Here is a 20,506-nt window from a genome sequence, read left to right as displayed (position 1 = left end):
GCTTGATGGAAACGATGAACGGGACGGCTCACATCCGTGGCGCCTATTCGACACTGAGTAAGAAAGAACAACGCATTGCCGACTATATCTTGAAACAACCCGAAAAAATTATCCACCATACAATCAATCAAGTGGCAGAAGACCTCGACGTGGCGGAATCGACCGTGTTCCGTTTTTGTCAGCGGGTCGGATTCAAGGGCTACCAGGCGTTAAAGATTGCCCTCGCCTCGGATGTCGTCGCACCGTTGCAAGATATTCATGAAGATATCACGGAGATGGACACGGCGCTTGAAGTTGCCGAAAAAATTTTTTCGACGAACGGGAAGACGATTGAGTCGACTCGTCAGATTTTAGAGGCGTCTTCACTCGAAAAAGCGATTGAGCTGTTTCTCACAGCACGTCGCATCGAATTTTTTGGGAGCGGCGGGTCGGCCGTCGTCGCACTGGACGCCTATCATAAGTTTGTCCGGAGTGGGCTTCAGGTGAGCGCAATACTTGAATCGCATATGCAACTCATGTCGGCCTCGCAATTGACGACAGAAGACGTAGCCGTCGTCATCTCGCACTCCGGTGCCTCAAAAGAGACGCTCGACATCGCAAAGCTCCTAAAAGAGAAGGGTGTACCGATGATTGCGATTACGAACTATGCGAAGTCACCGCTTTCTAAATTTGCGGACGTATCACTCTACACGGTGTCTCAAGAGACGGCGTTTCGTTCGGAGGCGCTTGCCTCTCGAATCGCTGAACTCAGTCTTGTCGACGCACTGTTCACAACCGTCATGATGCGGCGCGGTGAAGCGGCTCGCACCTCTCTTCAGCAGATGAGAGAAGCGATTTCGCTACGTCGAATTTGAGTGAAACAGGGTTAACTTCTACAAAAAGGTGGAAATTATAAACTCTGAGGGCAAAGCGAGGCTTAGAGAGAGAAGGTGAATCGATGAACCATATTGATTTTTTATCTTCCGACCACTACAGTGAGTTCAAATGGTTGGCACAGCGGCTCACAGATCCCGGCAGTACGAGTCGAGAATATTTCGCCGCGCTGTACGTAATCGCGGGAAATGCCCATGTTCGTGAACGATTGCTTCCTTACATGGATCTCGAGGCAGGAAAAATTCGAACGTCGACGATCATCGATGACAATACGTTCGATAAACGGGAGTTTGTCCTCGCCAAACTCGTTATTCATTTGTATAACTCGAAAGAATGGGTCCTTCCGACCGAATTGATTGCTTTACCGGAAGAGGATTATAAATTGGCGATGCAGGCGATCACGCTATGCCGAAATGAACAATTTGACGGGGTCACGATCCCGAACGACTGAGGACACCCTGTTCCTTTGACGGGGTGTTTTTCGTCTTGAAAAAAAGGAGGAGAGACGATGTCACTCACTACATCGATGTTGGCCATTCTACTCGCGATATTGTTATTGATCATAATGTTGCCTCCATTGTTGATCTTCTATTTATGGCGTCGTGACCGGCACCAACGAGAGCACTCTGTCCTCCGGAATTTCCCGATCCTCGGAAAGTTGCGTTATATATTTGAGAAGATGGGACCAGAACTTCGGCAATATTTGTTTTTGAACGACAATGAGGCGAAGCCGTTCTCTCGGAACGAGTATGAGGCTGCAGTCGTCGCAGGAAAGTATAAATCTCGCATCATCGGGTTTGGATCGGAGCGAGACTTTGAGGCAGGCGGATTTTATCTTCAGAACGCCCTCTACCCGACGAACCGGAACGAGTTGCGCGTTGACAATTCAACGAAGGTATCGACGTGGGTGTATGAACTAGATGAAGACAATCTCTTCACCCGTAAAGAGCATCTCGTCGAACGGGACATCTCACCATATTTGTTAACGGAAGAGGATACCATGATCATCGGCGAAGAGACGTGTCGGGAACCGTTCCACGTCCGTGGGCTCGTCGGCCAGTCAGCCATGAGTTTTGGGTCGCTCGGTGACCGAGCCATCGCGGCGCTCTCGATTGGACTCGGTCGTGCAGGCGGCACGTGGATGAATACAGGGGAAGGGGGCCTATCGGACTATCATCTAAAAGGAGACGTCGACATCATCTGTCAGATTGGTCCGGCGCTCTTTGGCGTTCGGAATGACGATGGTTCCTTCTCGGTCGAAGCGTTCAAACAAAAGAGTGAAATTCCACAAGTGAAGGCATTCGAACTAAAACTTGCACAAGGAGCAAAGACACGCGGGGGACATATCGATGGGTCGAAAGTGACTGAAGAGATCGCCCGCATCCGTCATGTGCGAGTCGGGGAGACGATTGACAGCCCAAATCGTTTCTCTGAATTTCACACTCATGCGGACTTGTTGACGTTTATTGAAAAGTTACGTGGCATTGGTGGGAAACCGATCGGCATCAAGCTCGTGGTCGGGAATTTGAAAGACATCGAGTCACTCGTTCGTGAGATGGCGACATCTAACATCACACCAGACTTCATCACGATTGACGGGAGTGAAGGGGGGACGGGGGCGACGTATCAAGAGCTTGCGGACACGGTTGGTCTGCCGCTGAAGGCAGGTCTCCCCTACGTACACCATCTCCTCATTGAGCAAGGTCTTCGTGACCGAATCAAGCTGTTCGCCTCGGGGAAATTGATCACAGCGGACAAAGTGGCGATTGCCCTCGCGCTCGGAGCAGACTTCGTCAATATCGCCCGAGGGCTTATGTTCAACGTCGGTTGTATCCAGGCGCAGGTGTGTCATACGAATCGTTGTCCGGTCGGGGTCGCGACGACCGATTCGAAACTACAGCGCGCACTCGTTGTCGAAGAGAAGAGCTTTCGGGTGACGAACTATATCATTTCACTTCGGGAAGGACTATACAATATGACGGCTGCGGCAGGGGTCCGTTCTCCGACGGAATTGGCTCAGGAACATATGATTTATGAAGAGTCGGACGGTCGGTTAAAATCAGTATTAGATATGATTGAGACTATGTTATAAATTATGTAATTTGGCTTTAGGAAGTATGAAGAGTGGGAAAACGTAATTGAAACCATTTCATGTTGGGAGGGATTAGATGAAAGCTCTATTCTTGAACTGTACATTAAAAGGTGGCGACACGACGTCGCATACGGAAGGGTTGATTCGTGATATCTTGCCACACTTCGATTTACTCGGGGTCGAATCGGAAATCGTTCGCATCGTCGACTATAATGTTTCTTTTGGGGTGACGGAGGACGAAGGAAACAGGGATGAATGGCCACGGATTTTTGAGAAGGTGAAAGAGTCAGACATCGTCGTCATCGGCACACCACTTTGGCTCGGTGAGAAGAGCAGCGTTGCGACACAAGTGATTGAACGGTTATACGGTGGTAGCGGGCTGACGAACGAGTTAGGACAGGCGATCTACTACAACAAAGTCGGTGGGGTCGTCGTCACGGGGAATGAAGACGGGGCGAAACATGCGTGTGCCGGCATTCTTTATGCTTTGTCGCATATCGGCTTCACCGTGCCACCGAACGTCGACACGTATTGGGTCGGGGAAGCAGGACCAGGTGACTCATATATTGATGCCGGGCGCGACAACGAGTTCACGAAGTCACATGGGGAGACGATGGCGTATAATCTCGTGCACTTCGCGAGAATGTTGAAAGCGAATCCGATTCCGCCAGAGGGAAATACGATGGAATGAAGTATGGCCTCGGCACACGCCGAGGCCTAATTTTTACTCTTTTTTCTCCACTGCATGCCCACCGAACTCATTCCTGAGCGCGGCGACGACTTTACCTGAGAACGTGTCGTCTTGTAGCGAACGTTGTCGCATCATGAGCGAGAGGGCGATGACCGGTGTCGGCACGTCATATTCGAGTGCCGTTTCGACTGTCCATTTCCCTTCTCCTGACGCATGCATGACTCCTCGAATATCATCGAGCTTTGCATCTTTCGAAAATGCGCTTTCGGTCAGCTCCATCAACCAAGAACGGATGACCGATCCATGATTCCATACGCGTGCGACATCCTCATACTCATAGTCGAACGGGCTTTTTTCGAGCACTTCGAACCCTTCGGCAATCGCCTGCATCATCCCGTACTCAATCCCGTTATGCACCATCTTCAAGAAGTGACCACTTCCGCTTGGCCCCGCGTAAAGATATCCCTGGTCGGTCGAGACGTCTTGAAAGAGTTGCTCGATTTTTCCGAACGCCTCCATATCGCCCCCAATCATCGTACACGCTCCGTGACGGGCTCCTTCCATGCCACCACTCGTCCCGACGTCAAAGAAATATATGAGTTTTTCTTTGAAATGGTCGGCGCGCCGCATCGACTCTTTATAGTTCGAGTTCCCTCCGTCGATGACGATATCACCAGGTGAGAGGGCGTCATACAAGTCGTTGAGTACATGCTCGGTCACTTCGCCAGCTGGTACCATCACCCAGATGACACGTGGTGCCTGAAGCGCCGAAACGACTTCTTCTAGCGATGATTTTGTTTCAAATTGACTCGTTGACACATTTCCCGGGTCATAGCCATGGACGTGATGTCCATTGTCCGTTAAATTCAGAGCCAGGTTCAGTCCCATTTTACCAAGTCCAATCATGCCGATTTCCATTCGTTCCACCCCATTTTTAAAATTTACTCTTCTATAGGGCATACCCGAAATACAGCTTGCTCAAAAGGACAGGTTGATTGAGGTGTAGAATGATATAGATGAATACTTTATTGAAAGGCGGGCAGCTATGGGAGAGAATTTGTTTCGTTTGGCGGTGGACGTCAGGCACCGCTTCAAAGATCATCACATAAATGACTATAGCGCGACACTGGCCTTCTTCTGGTTTTTAGCCATCTTCCCGACGTTCTTTGTCCTCTTTGCCGTGATGGCATGGTTTCAAATTGATGATGCACTTCTCATCGAACAGATTGAGACGCTCATTCCAGGTTCGAGTGTCCGTGAGCTGTTGTCGGTCGTCTATGATGTCAGTGGGAATTTAAACGGAGGCTTGTTGTCAGTCAGTGCGATTATCGCGTTTTGGTCTGCTTCGAACGGGACGGCGCGACTCGTCAAACTGACCGTATTCGCTTATGGAGAAACGGAGGCGCGTGGTTACATTTTCCGTCGGTTGATTGGGTTACTCGTGATTTTAGCAGGCAGTATAGGTGCCGTCATCTTGATTGTCTTTCATCTATTTGGTCAGGAGTTTGTTCAACTTATTTATGCTCTTTATCCTGAAGTCGAAGAGTTTGACCGGTTGTCGACGATGACACGCTATACGGTCTCAACGCTCATCCTGATTATTGCATTCTCACTTTTCTATAAAATCGCACCACAACAGCGTGTGCGGTTCATGGAAACGATTCCGGGAGCCGTGTTTGCGGTCATCTCGTGGCAATTGTTATCAACCGGATACAGTATCTATGTCGAACGTTTCTCAATCCTCGGTGACACATACGGCACGATTGGTGCGGTCATCTTGCTGCAAATTTGGCTCTATTTGACGGCTGCGACGATGCTGATTGGTGCGGAAATCAATGCGGCTTGGTCGAACCATATGACACGTCAACCGGAGAGGACGCACTTTCCGTGACAAATGAGGGGATATGACTATCATTTTTTGTGAACATACTTTAAAACAACCCGACCGCCGGGAATAAAATAGTACTATTTCACGGAAGAAGGTGTGGCCACGTGGCGAAACAACGTAAACCATCAAAGTGGAAAATCGTACTAGGGGTTGTAGCAGGCGTCATGGCCTTGTTGCTCATTACAGGTGGAGCATTTGTCTGGTCGATGGTACAGGAAGTCGATGACACGGTTGCGCAAGTGAATGACAATTTAAAGATTAGCAAAGAACGTAAACAAGTGGAGACAATCGAACGAAAAGAAGCGGTTTCGATTTTATTGTTAGGAATTGACCGTCGGGGGAGCGAACAAGGACGGAGTGACTCAATCATCGTCCTGACGCTCAACCCTGAACTCGATGAAGGAGCGATGCTGTCGATTCCGCGGGACACAAAGACGGAGATTGTCGGAAAGGGGACACGTGACAAAATCAATCATGCTTATGCATTTGGTGGGGCCGAAATGGCCATGAACACGGTCGAGAACTTCCTCGATATCCCGATTGATTATGTCATCGAAACAGATATGGAAGCGTTCAGTGATGTGGTCGATGCGCTCGGCGGGATCACGGTCATGAACAAATTCGCCTTTGCGACAGACGGATTTACGTTTCCTGTCGGTGAAGTGAAGTTAGATGGAGAAGCAGCGCTCGCTTACACCCGAATGCGCTATGATGATCCGAATGGTGACTTTGGACGACAAGAACGTCAGCGAGACGTCGTCGCCGCCATCGTCGAACAGGGGCGGACGGACTTCTCTCTCGACAAGGTCACTGCGTTACTCGATGTCGTCGGAAATCAAGCGAAGACGAATATCGAACTCAATGAATTCGTCTCTTTGTCGACAGACTATATGAACGCATTTCGTAATGCGAGCGTCTTACGACTAGAAGGTACAGGAGGTTTAGAAGGGGATGGAATCTATTATTGGAATCCGGACGAGACCTCGTTGAGTGGCCTACAGGAAGAATTGAAGCGATTGATGGAGTGAGCTGTCTGACTAAGGTCAGGCAGTTTTTTTGTTTCAAACCGAACAGAAAGTGGGAGAAATAAAGAGATGCCAAGGAGGGATGAATCATGAAATGGGAAGCGATTGAAGAAGTGCTCCATGAACTCGGGGACACCGCACGACAAGACTGGAACCGATTGTTTGAGAAGTGGTCGAATCATCACTGGCACGATCATGAGCACCCTTCTGAAAAAACAAATATCTTGTTAGTGGATGCAGGCTTTATCCTCACGGACGGAAGAGCCAATTTAGAGGCGCTCCATCAATTGTTGGCGGATCACGTCCAAACGACAGTGAGTGACCTCTATCTCGTCTCACTGTTTCCATACAAAACGAGACAAAATGATACAGCCATCGACTCGCGCGTGCAACTGTTTGAAGATTTGGGGCGTTTCACGGATGAGTTTGATCTCATGTACGAGATGGTACCTGAAGCGTATAGCGAACATCAATTTGACCTGATCACCGAAACGGATGCACTCATTGAACGTTTAGCGTACGGAGCGACGAAAATCAGGGTTCACGTGGAATCGTTTCGTGGAATCGAACCAGAACGAATTAAACTAGTCCTCAAGCTGTGGAGAATGGTCATGCATGCGTATAAGCCGAATGCACAACTCGTCGTCGCCAATGAGCGAGTCGATTCTTCTCTCGTGTACGAGCAAGAGGCGGATGTCGTCTGTCATTTTGATTTATCTAGTCATGTAATCTTAGCGTTTGCGCAGTCGGATGTGACAAGGTTGGCAGACTGGGTGAGACAGGTTCATCCGCTATCATCGGATAAAACGTATTTTAATTTCCTATCTTCAGCGGAACGCGACCCGTTTGAGAAGAATTTAATGGATGCTACACCTGATGCGATTCTTGCTGCACACAGTGTGCTGTTCTCGCTTCAGGGCATTCCGTTGATTGACTACCGAACACTGTTTGGAGCGGCACAACCAATCGAGCAAGACGAGTTGCTTCAAGCGCTAAAGCGTGATCCGAACCGCCTTCGTGTCTATGAGGGTATATTGAGTCAATTGAACGTCAAACGACTCCACCCGGCATTTTCACCTTATATAGGTCAAGAAGTGGTGAGTCTCGATCGTCGTATCTTTGTGGTCAAACGACAGCACAAAGATGAGACGCTTCTCTTATTGACGAATATGAGTGAAGAGACGGTGCAAACCGACTGTGAGGGGATGAGTCTTTTCACAGAAGAGCGGATGACAAATGTAACGCTTCGCCCGTATGAATACGTTTGGCTAAAACAATCTCACATTGGAGAGTGAACCCTCATGATCGATGTACATTGTCATTTGTTGCCTGAGGTGGATGATGGCCCACGTACAATCGAAGCGTCACTTCAACTGGCGAGACGCGCGGTGGAAGAAGGTGTGACATCGATTGTCGTGACGCCTCATGCGTATCATCCGTACTTTGAAACACGACATCACGATGTGGCGCTAGAAGTCGCACAATTGCAGCAACGACTAGACGAAGAAGGCATTTCATTAACTTTATACGTCGGACAAGAAATTCGAATTTTTGGGGAGTTGGTTGAAGCACTTGAGTCTGGGGAAGCACATTCACTCGCCGGATCTCGCTATGTACTCGTGGAATTACCGAGTCAAAGCATACCGGCGTACACGGAAGCGTTGTTTTTTCAACTCCAAACGGCGGGTTACATTCCGGTCATCGCGCATCCTGAACGGAATCGCGAACTCGCGCTTCATCCTGAAAAATTGCATCATCTCGTATCGTCTGGCGCATTGTCGCAGGTAACGACAAGCAGTTTGACGGGGCAATTCGGAAGACAGGTGCGGGAACTGGCGCTTACGTTCATCAGTAACGGCTTGAGTCAAATCATCGCGTCAGACGCTCATAACGTAGAACATCGCGATTTCAATTGGCGAGCAGCGAAACAAGAAGTCGTCAATGAACTAGGAGAAGAGATGTGGGAGCAACACCTCCATTTCACGGAGCAAATCTTAGCAAATAAACAGATTGCGATGAACCCACCACGATTGCCAGAGAAAAACTGGCGGGGGCGTTGGAAGTGGTAAAAAACTACCCGATTACGAATCAACCGGTCATGGTCGGCCACAGGTAACTAGAGATACTGACCCTTGATGGGCGCTAGAAACACAGTACGATTTGTCTCGAGTTGCAGGTGTCCCCGGATAGCACGACTTCGATTCAACTTAAATCGGGTGAGCTATATCACTCGCGGACAGTGTAATGGTTTGGGATGGAATGTACTAAAAGACCTGATGACGCAGTCGCGTTGTCAGGTCCATTTTCGTTAAGTTCGCAAATATTCTTCGATTAATACATCAATTAAGACAAATAATGGAGAACGAGGCGTGATATCATATCCTGATCGTGATTCTGTTGGGAAAGCCGTACTCAAGTTAAAGTGGACAAGTTGAGATACCGTACTATCAGCCGCGTTAGTGAAGGCGAATAGTTGAGCTCCGGTGAAACGGAGCTTTTTTACGGATTGGATGAGGGTTTGTGTCTCGCCGCTCATCGAAATGAAGATGACAACATCGTTCGGTTTCAGTAAATTTGGCAACAAGTCGATTAAATGTGATTCGTAAGCATGCATGGCAGGCTTGTTTGCTTGAATGAGTCGTTGAGAAGCATACTCCCCGACCGTTTTTGTTAAACCTACAGATACGATAAAAATAGAAGGGGCTTGTTTAATAATGTTACCCATTCGTTTTAAACGAATGGGATCGATTTGATCGAATGTTTCGGTTAAAAATGGGATATACTCCTGTATAAATGATGAATAAGCAATCGTTTTTGATTGGTTCATTTGTTTCAATTTATATTTTAAATCAGAGAAACCTTCTAGTCCGAGTTTATGTGTCATTCGAATGACTGTCGTTGTAGAAACACGCGTTGCCTCAGCCAGTTTGACCAGTGTCAAGGCATCTATATCATCGATGTGGTTATCCAAATAATATAAGACAAGCTTCTCTGATTCACTTAACTGTTCCATTTCATTATGAAACGTAGCAATGATTTTCCCCATCTAACCCCTCCTTATTCCTTGTACAATTATACACAATCCGTACAAAACGAAAAGCACTACCATGATAAAAATAGAGTGTAGATGAAAGCGCTTCAACTAACAATGGGTATTGGGGGTATTAACATGGAACTACGGCAGATGACCAATGACCGTCTGTTGTTTCTCGACGCAACGTTTGCGTCAAAAGAAGAGGCAATCGACCAACTCGTCGGTGCCCTATATGAACAAAATATCGTCTCTTCCAAAGAAGGATTCAAACAAGTCGTCCTCGAGCGCGAGGCTCATTCGGCAACGGGACTTGAAGCTGGACTTGCTATCCCGCATGGTAAGTCCACACTCGTTAAGGAAGCGAAAGTGGCGATTGCTCGACTTCAGACACCACTCACGGATTGGGAATCCATTGACCCTGAGAATAGAGTGGACTTGATTTTTTTGCTTGCTATTCCTGAAGCAGAAGCGGGATCGACGCACTTGACGTTGCTCGCCGAACTATCGACTCGACTCATGAAACCTACCTATCGCGAAGGGTTGTATGCGGCGAAGACAAACGAGGAGTTCCTCCAAAACTTAGATCACCTCGAACAGACGATCCAGTCTTCACCAGAAGCGGCAAAGAAAACCGTCCTCGCTGTCACGGCTTGCGCGGCTGGTATCGCGCATACTTACATGGCTGCTGAGGCACTCGAACAGGCCGGACGTGAGCTCGGCATTCGTGTCCTCGTCGAGAAGCAAGGGGCGAACGGCATTGAAGATCGTCATATGAAAGAGATCATCCAAGAGGCAGACGCCGTCGTCTTCGCAGTCGATACGAAAGTGAAAGACCAAGAGCGATACGCCGGACTTCCATACGTACAGACTCGTGTAGCAGATCCGCTCCGTCGGGCGAAAGAACTTCTCCTTGAAGCAACATCAACGACACAAAAAGTAGCCGGTGACGCGAGTGACGTCACCGATGAGGCTCCAAAGAAAAAAGGTGTCAAAGGGTTCTTTGGAGAGATGGCGCAAGCCGTTATGACGGGGATTTCGTATATGATTCCACTCCTCGTCGCCGCAGGTCTCATGCTTGGGATTGCCAAGCTGACATGGATGTACGGACTTGGGCTTGATATCGCGGATCTTGCAAATCCTGACAACGGGACAGCTGGCGGTGCGATTCAGTTCTTCTACTTCTTAGATTTATTCGGCGGTATGATTTTTAAATTCTTATACGCGATTTTTGCTATGTTTGTCGCTTATGCGATTGCTGATCGTGTTGGTCTCGTACCTGGTTTTCTTGGTGGATTATTTGCCAACGGGCTTCATTACACGTTCTGGGGAATTGAAGGTGGAATTCCAAGTGGATTCCTTGGCGCACTTGTTCTCGGTCTCTCTGCCGGTTACTTGGCCCGTTTCTTGAACCAAAAGATTAAACTATCGCCAAACTTCCAAGCGATGAAACCGATGTTCCTCATCCCGGGGATTACCGTGCTCGCGGTCTTCATTTTGAACCAATACGTCGTCGATCCAATCTTTGGTCAGTTGAATGCTTCGATGGCGGCCTTTATCACGAGCATGACCGGTGCTGGTGAACTTACACTTTCGGCTATCATCGCGGCAGCGACTGCTTTTGATCTAGGTGGTCCAGTAAACAAAGCAGCTGGTGCGATTGCGATTGGTATGGCAGCGGATGAGATTTTCCCACTCACGCCGCGCGTCCTAGCCATCGTCATCCCACCGATGGGACTCGGTCTTGCCACCATCATTGACCGTTTCGTTGTCGGACGTCGCGTATTTGACGCCAACTTACGCGTCGCAGGAAACACTGCATTCTTGCTCGGTTTCCTTGCCATCTCGGAAGGGGCGATCCCGTTCATGCTGCGTAACCCGCTCATCACGATTCCAATCAACATCATCGGAGCAATCATCGGGGCATGTACGGCCGTCTATCTCGGTGCGATTCAGTGGTACCCACTCCCAGCAGTTTGGGGTTGGCCGCTCGTTGAGAACTTCTGGGCTTACTTCATTGGCCTAGCATCAGGCGTATTGTTTATCGCTTTCGCCAATATCTTCATTCGCTATGCATTCATTAAACGTCGCGAGCGCCGTGGAGAAGAGATCTTTTAAACAGTGAATAGAGACTGGGGAAACCTGGTCTCTTTCTTATTTCTAGGAGGGTATACTATGAAAACAGGCAAACCGAACGTCCACGTCGTCCCACATTCGCATTGGGATCGGGAGTGGTATTTCACAATCGAAGATTCGAATGTTTTACTAGTCGAAAATTTGGACCGTCTGTTGGACGTCCTCGAAGGAGATCCGACCTACGTTTCCTACGTATTTGATGGACAAGTTTCAATCGTCGAGGAGTACTTGAAGATTCGTCCGGAAGAGCGAGACCGCATGAAACGTTTCATCACCGAGCGTCGTCTCTTCGTCGGCCCGTGGTATACACAGACCGATACGCTTCTCGTCAATCGCGAGTCAATCATCCGAAATTTGTTGTATGGGACACGGATTGCCAAAGCGATGGGTCACTCAATGAACGTCGGGTACCTCCCTGACATTTTTGGACAAAATGCGTATCTGCCTTCATTTTTTAAAGACTTCGGAATTGATTATAGTGTCTTACAGCGCGGGATTTATCACGATGAGATCAAGGGTGATTTAAACTTCCATTGGCAATCTCCTGACGGTGCCCGGGTCAAGACGAACTACATCTTTTTCGGCTATGGGCCTGGTAAGTTCTTAGAGGCGACGGACGCATATAAGACAGAACGACTCGATCCAATTCTCAAGACACTTGAGTCAATGAATAGATCGACGGATGAACTGTTGCTCCCGTCGGGTGGAGACCAGGTGCTCGTGCGTGAGCATTTCCCTGAGGCCGTTCGTCGTTTGAACGAAATGGACCGAGAGCGGACGTATCAACTGTCTGACTACGAGACGTTCATGGAAGCGGCGTTTGCGAGAGAGATTCCAAACACGATTGAAGGCGAGCTGATTGCCTCACAAAAGTCACGGATGCACCACACAATCCGTTCGCAGCGCGTCGACTTGAAGCAAGGGAACTATGCGGTCGAGACGAAACTGATTGACCAGCTTGAGCCGCTCGGTGTCATCGCTGAATCTCTCGGATTCCGATATCCGAAGGCGTGGATTGATCAAGTGTGGAAAGAACTGTTCGACGTCCATTCCCATGATTCGATTGGGGGTTGCAATTCGGACGCGACGAATGATGACATCAAGAAAAGGATTGAAAAATGTGAGCGAATCGTCGATGGGCTGATCAATTTGCTGAAGAAACAGATCGCCCGTGCCGTCGACGTGCCAACAGGAGAGCTCGTCTTGTTCTTCAACTATGTCCCAAAACAGCGCACGCTGATTGAAGACGTCGTCGTCTTTACGAACGAATCGGATGTCGGGCTCGTGACGTTTGACGGCGACACGGTCAACACCGTCATCCGCGAGCAAAGTTATGTGAGCGGTGGCAAGAAAATCGTCGTCACGGCAGATGGCGAGAAAGAAGTTGAAGTGCCAGGCTATTACCGGACGGTGCTCGCGGCTGAAGTCACATTGCCGAGCCTAGGGTACGCGGCATACCGAATCGTGAACGAGACGAAGGCGACACTTGGAGCGACGGACGTGGCACGGATCGAAAATGACCAACTGGCCGTCACGTTCGCAGAAGGACGTGTCACGATGAAGGCCGGAACACATGATGTCGAACTGTTCACGTTCGAAGATACGGCGGACACGGGCGACTCGTATGATTACTCACCGCTCGTCGGTGAGACACCGATCACGACAGCACAGGCTGAACTAATCGACGTCTCCGAGAGCGATCTCGTATCAACGATGACCGTTAAGCACACATGGTCGCTCCCAATCGATTTAGAGGCAAGGGGAACGGACAAGTTGAAGCAACAGACGATCGTGACGAAACTTGAGGTGCGTCAAGGCGAAGCGTTCGTTCGTGTGAACCACGAGATTGATAACGACGTCAAAGACCATCGTGTCCGTGTCTTGTTTCCATGGGCGCTTGAACGCACATTCGCCGACCAAGCATACACGGCGTTTGAGCGAAAGCAAAACCCGCGTGCCACCGTCTGGAAAGAAGAGAAGTATGCCGAGAAGCCCGTCTCGATTTATCCACTCGAGAATTACGTGGTCGCGGAAGGCGTCGCCGCACTCGGCGTCATCACCCAAGGGCTAAAAGAGTATGAACATCTCGATGACGGTCTCGCGCTCACGTTGTTCCGCTCTGTCGGCTTGCTTGGGAAAGACAATCTCGCTTGGCGCCCTGGTCGCGCTTCGGGAATCAACAATAAAGTCGTCGAGACGCCTGACGCGCAAATGCTTGGACATATGAGTTTCGACTACGCAGTCGGCGTCGCGGACTGCTTCGACACGGTTGACTGGACAGAACGGACCGAAACGTATAAAGCGAATCGTGCCAGCTACCATAAACAATCGCTCAACACGTTCGAGGAACGGTTGGAGCGCTTCGAGATTCCGCAGCCGGTCGATCATGTCCCGACGACTTACTCGCTCTTGACGACAAGTCACTTCGTATCGGCCATCAAACAAGGTGCGGACGGCGGACGGATCGTTCGACTGTTCAACCCGTCAAGCGAGGACGTCCCGCTCCACATCGAGACGGCAGGGATAATCCAACATGTCTCGCTCGCGGAGATTGAAGTGGACGCGCAAGACGTCATCAAGGCACACGGATATACCACGCTACACATCAAGGAGGAAACCTCATGAACTGGACTGTGATCGAACAACATTTACGCTTTGTGTATAAAGAACGGGCCGATGAGGCGGTGGAAGGGATGTGCGCGCTCGTCGACCGCTTTGAACAGGTCTCGTTTGACAAGACGTCGCCGCTCACGGAGAAGAACGTCTACTTGATCACGTATGGGGACGCGATTCAACGGAAAGGTGAGGTTCCGCTGCAGACGCTCCATCGCTTCTTGAACCGAGAAGCAAAAGGTGTCATTACGGACGTGCATCTGTTGCCGATGTTCCCTTACACGTCCGATGATGGTTTCTCGGTCACGGATTACCGTGCCATCAACCCGGACTACGGGACGTGGCAAGACATTGTCTCATTCTCTCATGACTTCCGGCTCATGTATGACTTCGTCGCCAACCACTTGTCGAAATCGAGTGACTGGTTCAAAGGCTATGTCGCCGGTGACGAACGCTACGCAGAATTCTTTATCCCGGAAGACCCGTCGTTCGATGCGAGCCGTGTCGTGCGACCCCGTACGTCACCGTTGATTCATACGTACGGCGAGAAAACAGCGTGGACGACGTTCAGTGAAGATCAAGTCGATGTGAACGTGGCACACATCCCGGCGTTTCTTGAGTTGACGGACGTGCTCCTCGATTACTTGGCGAAAGGGGCGTCCTCAATCCGCCTCGATGCCATCGGTTTCCTGTGGAAAGAATCAGGGACGACGTGTATCCATTTGCCGGAGACGCATGTCTTGATTCAAGTGTGGCGTGAACTCATCGACCACTTCAAACCGGGCGCACAGATTATCACGGAGACGAACGTGCCACACCAAGAGAATATCAGTTACTTTGGGAGCGGGAACGACGAAGCGAACCAAGTGTACCAATTCTCACTTCCGCCACTCGTGCTCTACAGCTATACGACAAACGATGCGACGAAGCTCTCTGACTGGGCGCGACAAATCAAACCGGTATCGGAGACGGCGACATACTTCAACTTCCTCGCGTCACACGATGGCATCGGTATGCGCCCGACCGAAGGAATTTTAGACGAGACAGACCGCCAACTCCTCGTCGACAAGGTCGTCCACAACCATGGACGTGTGTCCTATAAATCGAACCCGGACGGCAGCCAGACGGTATATGAGTTGAACATCAACTACATGGATGCGCTTGCGAATGCTGGCGAGGAAGACACACCGCTCCATACTCAAAAAATGTTGTCCGCTCATAGCATCCTTCTCTCCGTCGTCGGTGTGCCCGCGATTTATTATCATTCGCTGTTCGGCTCGCGAAACGATGAGGCAGCAGTCGAATCGAGCGGTATCAATCGTCGCATCAACCGTGAGAAACTCGACGCGGACACGCTCCATGAGGAGCTCGAGAGCGATGCACGCCGTCGCAACGTGTTCAGTGGTCTGAAGCATATGATCTCTCTTCGTGGTCAATACGATGCGTTCAGTCCTTATGCTGATCAAGACGTTCTCGATTTGGACACGCGTGTCTTCGCGGTGAAGCGGACCGGTGCGACGTCGACGATTGTCGCGGTCGCCAACGTCAGTCCGGAGACGGTCGAGTTGGACCTGTCCGGAAATAACGTCTTCAAGGACACGACAGACCCGATCACGCTCCAACCATATGGTTTTGCCTGGATTGAGGTGTGACATGCGGGTCATCTGTGCGATTGATTCATTCAAAGGCTCGCTTTCTTCACGGGAGGTCGGGGAAGCGGCCGCAAACGGAGCGATTCGGGCCGGCGCGGAAGCGGTCGTCTTCCCTATCGCTGATGGGGGCGAAGGGACGCTCGAGGCACTAATGAGTTTTTTGCCCCATGAGCTAGTTCATGTCACCGCAGAAGATTTGATGCATCGACCGTTCGAGTCGAGCTACGCTCGGTTCGGCGACTTCGCACTCATCGAATGTGCGGAGACGCTCGGTATCACTAAATTCACCCCTGGCCCTGAGTTCGTCCCATATGTGAGCAGTTACGGTCTCGGGCAACAGATCAAAGACGCTTTGCCGGCCGCGCGAATCGTCGTCACCCTCGGTGGGAGTGGGACGACGGACGGGGGGACGGGGATGCTCCAAGCGCTCGGAGCTGTCTTTACTAGTAATGGGCGCGTTATTCCGCACGATACGAACCCTCTATGGACGTTTGATGACGTCGATTTGTCGGGACTCGATTCCAGGTTGCAGTCGACAGAACTGGTCATCGCGACCGACGTCACGAACCCACTCGACGGAGAGACAGGAGCGGCACACGTCTTCGCCGCCCAAAAAGGAGCCATGGTCGAACAGATTCAACGGTTGGACCGTCAACTTGACTTACTTGGACATAAGCTCGGGGATATCGCTGACATCCAGGGAAGTGGAGCGGCAGGAGGTCTTGGGGCAGGCTTGCTCGCGCTTGGCGGACGTATCATTTCAGGGTTCGATTGGGTAGCAGAGACGATTGGTCTGAGAGAGGCGTGTCTTGGAGCGGATTTGATCATCACAGGAGAAGGGCGAATCGACCACCAGTCCGCCAAAGGCAAAGTACCGGTCGGTGTAGCGAGACTTGGTCAAGAGCTCGATGTCCCCGTTGTCGCATTGGCTGGCAGCGTTGGAATGGAGCTCGGCGACTTTGCGGATCAATTCGCTGGCGTCTTTTCGATTCAAAGCACATGCCGTCCACTCGAAGAAGCGATGTTGCCTCATATCGCACGGGCTGAAATCGAACGAAGCGCAGAACAAATTGTTCGTTTGAGACGGGCTTGAACCTCGATAGCGATATCGAAGTTTTTCCTTGTTGTACAAGAAACGTAAAAACCTATGAAAAAATTATGCTATGCTTTTGGTGGAAAACTGCCAAAGGTGGAATGGACCATGACGGAACGACAACGTAAACTGTTAGATTTGCTAAAGCATAAGGACTGGATGTCGACAAAAGATATCGCCTGGTCACTAAAGTGTTCGGAACGCACGGTACGAACCGAGTTACGGCTCCTCGAACAACTGCCGGATGTCATGATTGAGACGAGCCGCGGAAAAGGCGTTCGATTAATCGAGAACCGCCATGTCGATACGCCAGAGGCAGAAGATCGTGACTCTCGTATCAAGCATGAACTCGTTCAACTATTACTTGATGAATTGAACTCGATGCAAGCTGCTGAACAAATGTTTTACGTGAGTGAAGCCACTGTGAAGCAGGACATGGATGAAGTGGAACGATTGCTCACTGAACACGGACTGACATTCAATCGACGTACCTTTCATGTAGAAGGAGAAGAACTTGTAAAGCGTGAGCTTTTGACACAACTACTTGTTCACGCTCGATTTAATTGGGCTCATAGTCAAGATGTACAACTCATTGAGACCTTCCTGCTTCAATGGGAACATCGCGTCGGGAAGCGATACGCCGATTCGGCGGCGGAATTGCTTCAGACCCGATTTCTCGTCACACTAAAACGTATGCGACGACGTAGCTACGTTGAACTGTCACCAATTGGTTACGAGATGGTAGAAGCGATGAACGATTATCCATTGTTATGCGAACTTGTGGAAGACCTCGAGCGAGCACTTGGACTATCCATCCCGTTTGCCGAACGTGCTTACATGATGCTGGCACTCGCTGGTGCCCAAGAATTCCTCCCGTCAGAAGATCGGGTGACGACAGAACTCGCACGGACAACGAATCGATTCGCCCTCGCTGTAATTGGCACGATTTATGGGGGTGTCTTGCAACGTGAGTTATTCCAATCACTACTCGCTCACATTCGACCGATGGTGTATCGACAACTGATTAAAGCGCATGTCGACAACCCGCTTTTGGACCAAATTAAACGTCGGTTTACAGCGACGTATGCAGCGGTTTTACGTCACGCATCGATTTTAGAGGAAGAGCTAGACTTATACGTGACCGAGGCTGAAGTCGGTTTTTTGACGCTCCATTTCCAAACGATGCTTGAAGAACGACGCCCCGTCGACAAGAAGCGAATCTTACTCGTCTGTACGTACGGTGTGGGTACGAGCAAGCTGATTGCGGCACGACTCAAGAATCATTTCCACGATACGGTTGAGATTGTCGGTTTCTCGTCATTACGCGATGTTGAGCATCAAGTTTCCATTCACACTCCTGATTTGATTTTGTCGACCGTTAGCTTAAAGCAAGACCTTGTTCCGGTACACGTCGTTTCGGCCGTATTGACGGAACAAGACGTGGCACATTTAAGGCAGACGTTTGGAATCGGCGGTGTCTCATATGCCACGATCGCCTCGCTCATCGAACATATTGTTTTCATTGATAGTGTACTTTCACGTGGACATGCGCTTAGTTTATTGATGGATCAAGTCAAAATCGATTCGACCTATGCAGGAACTGTATATGCTAGGGAACAAACTGGTCCGACTTCCATTGGACAAAGCGTTGCCATTCCACATGGAGATTCTGAGCATGCAACGATGAACCGAATCGATGTACTCGTTTCAAAAGAACCGATTGAGTGGGGACAAGAGAAGGTTCAGCTCGTGTTTCTTCTTCAATTTCGAGACTCAGACGCAACGTTCTCGAGTCATTTGTTTGAAGAGATTGCAGCTCTTACAGAAGACCCGGGTCTCGTCCGAAAACTCATTGAGACGAACGACAATACGGCATTCCGCAATTTGCTGTTGCCGTAGACAACGGCAAAACGTTATCTGAAACCCCTTTCATATACGAGTAAAGTATAGATGTAGCAAGTGAAAATCAAATACTTACACGAAAGGGGAATACGATAATGAAAATTGTTGCTATTACAGCCTGTCCAGTCGGGATTGCGCATACGTACATGGCGGCTGAGAAGCTCTCAAAGACTGGCGCGGAACTTGGTCATGACGTCAAAGTCGAAACACATGGATCAATCGGGATTGAGAACGGATTGACTGAACAAGAAATCAAGGAGGCAGACGGGGTCATCATCGCCGCCGATAAGACGGTGGACCTCGAACGCTTCGCTGGGAAACGTGTTGTGGTGGTACCGGTCGCCGAGGCAATCAAACAACCGGCAGAACTGATCGAACGCATCAAAACTGCTCCGATTCAAAAGGGAGCAGTGAAGGACGTCAAGAAAGAGAAAGATGGAAACATTGTCTATCGAGCTCTCATGAACGGTGTCAGTCACATGATTCCATTTGTCGTCGTCGGGGGGCTGTTGATTGCTCTTGCTCTCGCTATCGGAGGCGAACCGACAGCTAACGGACTTGCGATTCCAGAAGGTTCGATTTGGCAGAAGGTGTTAGACGTGGGGGCGGCATCCTTCATGTTCATGGTTCCAATTCTAGCCGGTTATATCGCTTATGCGATTGCAGATCGTCCAGCCCTCGCACCGGGTATCGTCGGAGGATACATCGCTGCGAACGGTAGTTTTTATGGATCTGAGGCAGGAGCTGGTTTCTTAGGCGGTATCTTAGCAGGTTTTGCAGCCGGTTATCTCGTTCGGTGGATTAAGACGTGGAAAGTTCCACAGATGATGCAGCCAATTATGCCGATTCTTGTCATCCCAATCATCAGCATGGTCGCTATCGCGGCACTCTTTATTTTCGTCGTCGGGGCACCGATTGCTGGATTGATGGAAGGCCTTACGACGATGCTTCAAGGTATGGAAGGGTCAAGTAAAATCGTTCTCGGTCTCTTGCTTGGAGCGATGATCGCCTTTGATATGGGTGGTCCGGTCAACAAAGTCGCCTTCTTGTTCGGAGCCTCAATGATTGCCGAAGGACAGACTGGCATCATGGGTGCCATTGCGGTCGCGATTTGTATCCCGCCGCTCGGTATGGGAATCGCTACATTCATCCGTAAAAAATTGTTCGTAAAAGAAGAGCAAGAAGCTGGTAAGGCGGCCTTCATGATGGGGCTAGTCGGAATCACGGAAGGGGCCATCCCATTTGCAGCCGGCGACCCGCTTCGTGTCATTCCCGCGAATATGATTGGTGCGATGGTGGGAGCGGCCATCGCTATCACAGTCGGAGTGACGAACAATGTCCCTCATGGTGGACCAGTCGTCGCGGTACTCGGTGCTGTTGACAATGTCATCATGTTCTTTATCTCCGTTATCATCGGATCGCTCATCACAGCGTTCACGACGATCTTCTTAAAAGAACGGGCACAGCGTAAAGTCAAACAGTCGGAATCACTCAAACAAGTCGGGTAAGG

The 20,506-nt window shown here is 49.9% G+C and carries 16 protein-coding genes; 14 read left to right on the top strand and 2 right to left on the bottom strand.

The annotated features are described in order from the left end of the window. Positions 1–5: 5 nt before the first annotated feature. The 4 genes from KNO95_RS08180 (at position 6) to KNO95_RS08165 (ending at position 3,656) form a co-directional block, all read left to right on the top strand. Complete coding sequence (locus tag KNO95_RS08180) at positions 6–854, top strand: MurR/RpiR family transcriptional regulator (protein WP_214700045.1); 849 nt, start codon at positions 6–8, stop codon at positions 852–854. An 83-nt stretch (positions 855–937) separates the two neighbouring features. Beyond that, positions 938–1,324, top strand: coding sequence for a hypothetical protein (locus tag KNO95_RS08175; protein ID WP_214700043.1), 387 nt, complete (start codon positions 938–940; stop codon positions 1,322–1,324). A gap of 57 nt (positions 1,325–1,381) precedes the next feature. Next, entirely contained in the window at positions 1,382–2,965 is a 1,584-nt protein-coding gene (locus KNO95_RS08170) for an FMN-binding glutamate synthase family protein (protein ID WP_214878640.1), read from the top strand. Positions 2,966–3,041: 76 nt separating this feature from the next. After that, the gene (locus tag KNO95_RS08165) at positions 3,042–3,656 is read left to right on the top strand and encodes a flavodoxin family protein (protein ID WP_214878638.1); all 615 of its coding nucleotides are present in this window, start codon (positions 3,042–3,044) and stop codon (positions 3,654–3,656) included. A gap of 33 nt (positions 3,657–3,689) precedes the next feature. On the opposite strand, the gene gnd is transcribed toward KNO95_RS08165, so the two are convergent. Further along, positions 3,690–4,616 carry a phosphogluconate dehydrogenase (NAD(+)-dependent, decarboxylating) gene (gene gnd / locus KNO95_RS08160; protein WP_274356607.1) on the bottom strand — a complete coding sequence of 309 codons (927 nt, stop codon included), beginning with the start codon at positions 4,614–4,616 and terminating at the stop codon, positions 3,690–3,692. Positions 4,617–4,701: 85 nt separating this feature from the next. On the opposite strand from gnd, the gene KNO95_RS08155 reads away from it, so the two are divergent. From KNO95_RS08155 to KNO95_RS08140, 4 genes are all read left to right on the top strand, one after another. Beyond that, positions 4,702–5,547, top strand: coding sequence for a YihY/virulence factor BrkB family protein (locus tag KNO95_RS08155; protein ID WP_214703226.1), 846 nt, complete (start codon positions 4,702–4,704; stop codon positions 5,545–5,547). 101 nt (positions 5,548–5,648) lie between these two features. Next, complete coding sequence (locus KNO95_RS08150; RefSeq protein ID WP_214700037.1) at positions 5,649–6,572, top strand: LCP family glycopolymer transferase; 924 nt, start codon at positions 5,649–5,651, stop codon at positions 6,570–6,572. Positions 6,573–6,658: 86 nt separating this feature from the next. Next, positions 6,659–7,864 carry an alpha-amylase family glycosyl hydrolase gene (locus KNO95_RS08145; RefSeq protein ID WP_214703227.1) on the top strand — a complete coding sequence of 402 codons (1,206 nt, stop codon included), beginning with the start codon at positions 6,659–6,661 and terminating at the stop codon, positions 7,862–7,864. A gap of 6 nt (positions 7,865–7,870) precedes the next feature. Beyond that, positions 7,871–8,638 carry a tyrosine-protein phosphatase gene (locus tag KNO95_RS08140; protein ID WP_214703228.1) on the top strand — a complete coding sequence of 256 codons (768 nt, stop codon included), beginning with the start codon at positions 7,871–7,873 and terminating at the stop codon, positions 8,636–8,638. 239 nt (positions 8,639–8,877) lie between these two features. Here KNO95_RS08140 and KNO95_RS08135 read toward each other — a convergent pair whose 3' ends face one another. Next, positions 8,878–9,615, bottom strand: a complete 738-nt coding sequence (locus KNO95_RS08135; protein WP_214700031.1) for a MurR/RpiR family transcriptional regulator — start codon at positions 9,613–9,615, stop codon at positions 8,878–8,880. A gap of 123 nt (positions 9,616–9,738) precedes the next feature. Here KNO95_RS08135 and KNO95_RS08130 point away from each other — a divergent pair, with 123 nt between their 5' ends. The 6 genes from KNO95_RS08130 (at position 9,739) to KNO95_RS08105 (ending at position 20,504) form a co-directional block, all read left to right on the top strand. Beyond that, on the top strand, positions 9,739–11,718 hold the full coding sequence (locus KNO95_RS08130; RefSeq protein WP_214878636.1) for a fructose-specific PTS transporter subunit EIIC: 1,980 nt from the start codon (positions 9,739–9,741) through the stop codon (positions 11,716–11,718). 57 nt (positions 11,719–11,775) lie between these two features. Further along, the gene (locus KNO95_RS08125) at positions 11,776–14,361 is read left to right on the top strand and encodes a glycoside hydrolase family 38 N-terminal domain-containing protein (protein WP_214703231.1); all 2,586 of its coding nucleotides are present in this window, start codon (positions 11,776–11,778) and stop codon (positions 14,359–14,361) included. Further along, a complete protein-coding gene (locus KNO95_RS08120) occupies positions 14,358–16,001 on the top strand; it encodes an alpha-amylase family glycosyl hydrolase (RefSeq protein WP_214878634.1) in 1,644 nt (547 codons plus the stop codon). The genes KNO95_RS08125 and KNO95_RS08120 overlap by 4 nt, the downstream gene beginning before the upstream one ends. Before the next feature lies 1 nt (position 16,002). Then, positions 16,003–17,094: a glycerate kinase gene (locus KNO95_RS08115; RefSeq protein WP_214703234.1), complete on the top strand. Its 1,092-nt coding sequence runs from the start codon at positions 16,003–16,005 to the stop codon at positions 17,092–17,094. A 108-nt stretch (positions 17,095–17,202) separates the two neighbouring features. After that, the gene (locus tag KNO95_RS08110; RefSeq protein WP_214878632.1) at positions 17,203–18,993 is read left to right on the top strand and encodes a BglG family transcription antiterminator; all 1,791 of its coding nucleotides are present in this window, start codon (positions 17,203–17,205) and stop codon (positions 18,991–18,993) included. A gap of 98 nt (positions 18,994–19,091) precedes the next feature. After that, positions 19,092–20,504, top strand: a complete 1,413-nt coding sequence (locus tag KNO95_RS08105; protein WP_251125106.1) for a PTS fructose transporter subunit IIC — start codon at positions 19,092–19,094, stop codon at positions 20,502–20,504. The last annotated feature ends 2 nt before the right edge of the window (positions 20,505–20,506 follow it).

Origin of the sequence: Exiguobacterium sp. ERU653, assembly GCF_018617775.1 — a bacterium.
Lineage (GTDB): Bacteria > Bacillota > Bacilli > Exiguobacteriales > Exiguobacteriaceae > Exiguobacterium > Exiguobacterium marinum.
The sequence above is the reverse complement of the archived record's forward strand: the minus strand, read 5'-3'. Positions and strand labels throughout refer to the sequence as shown.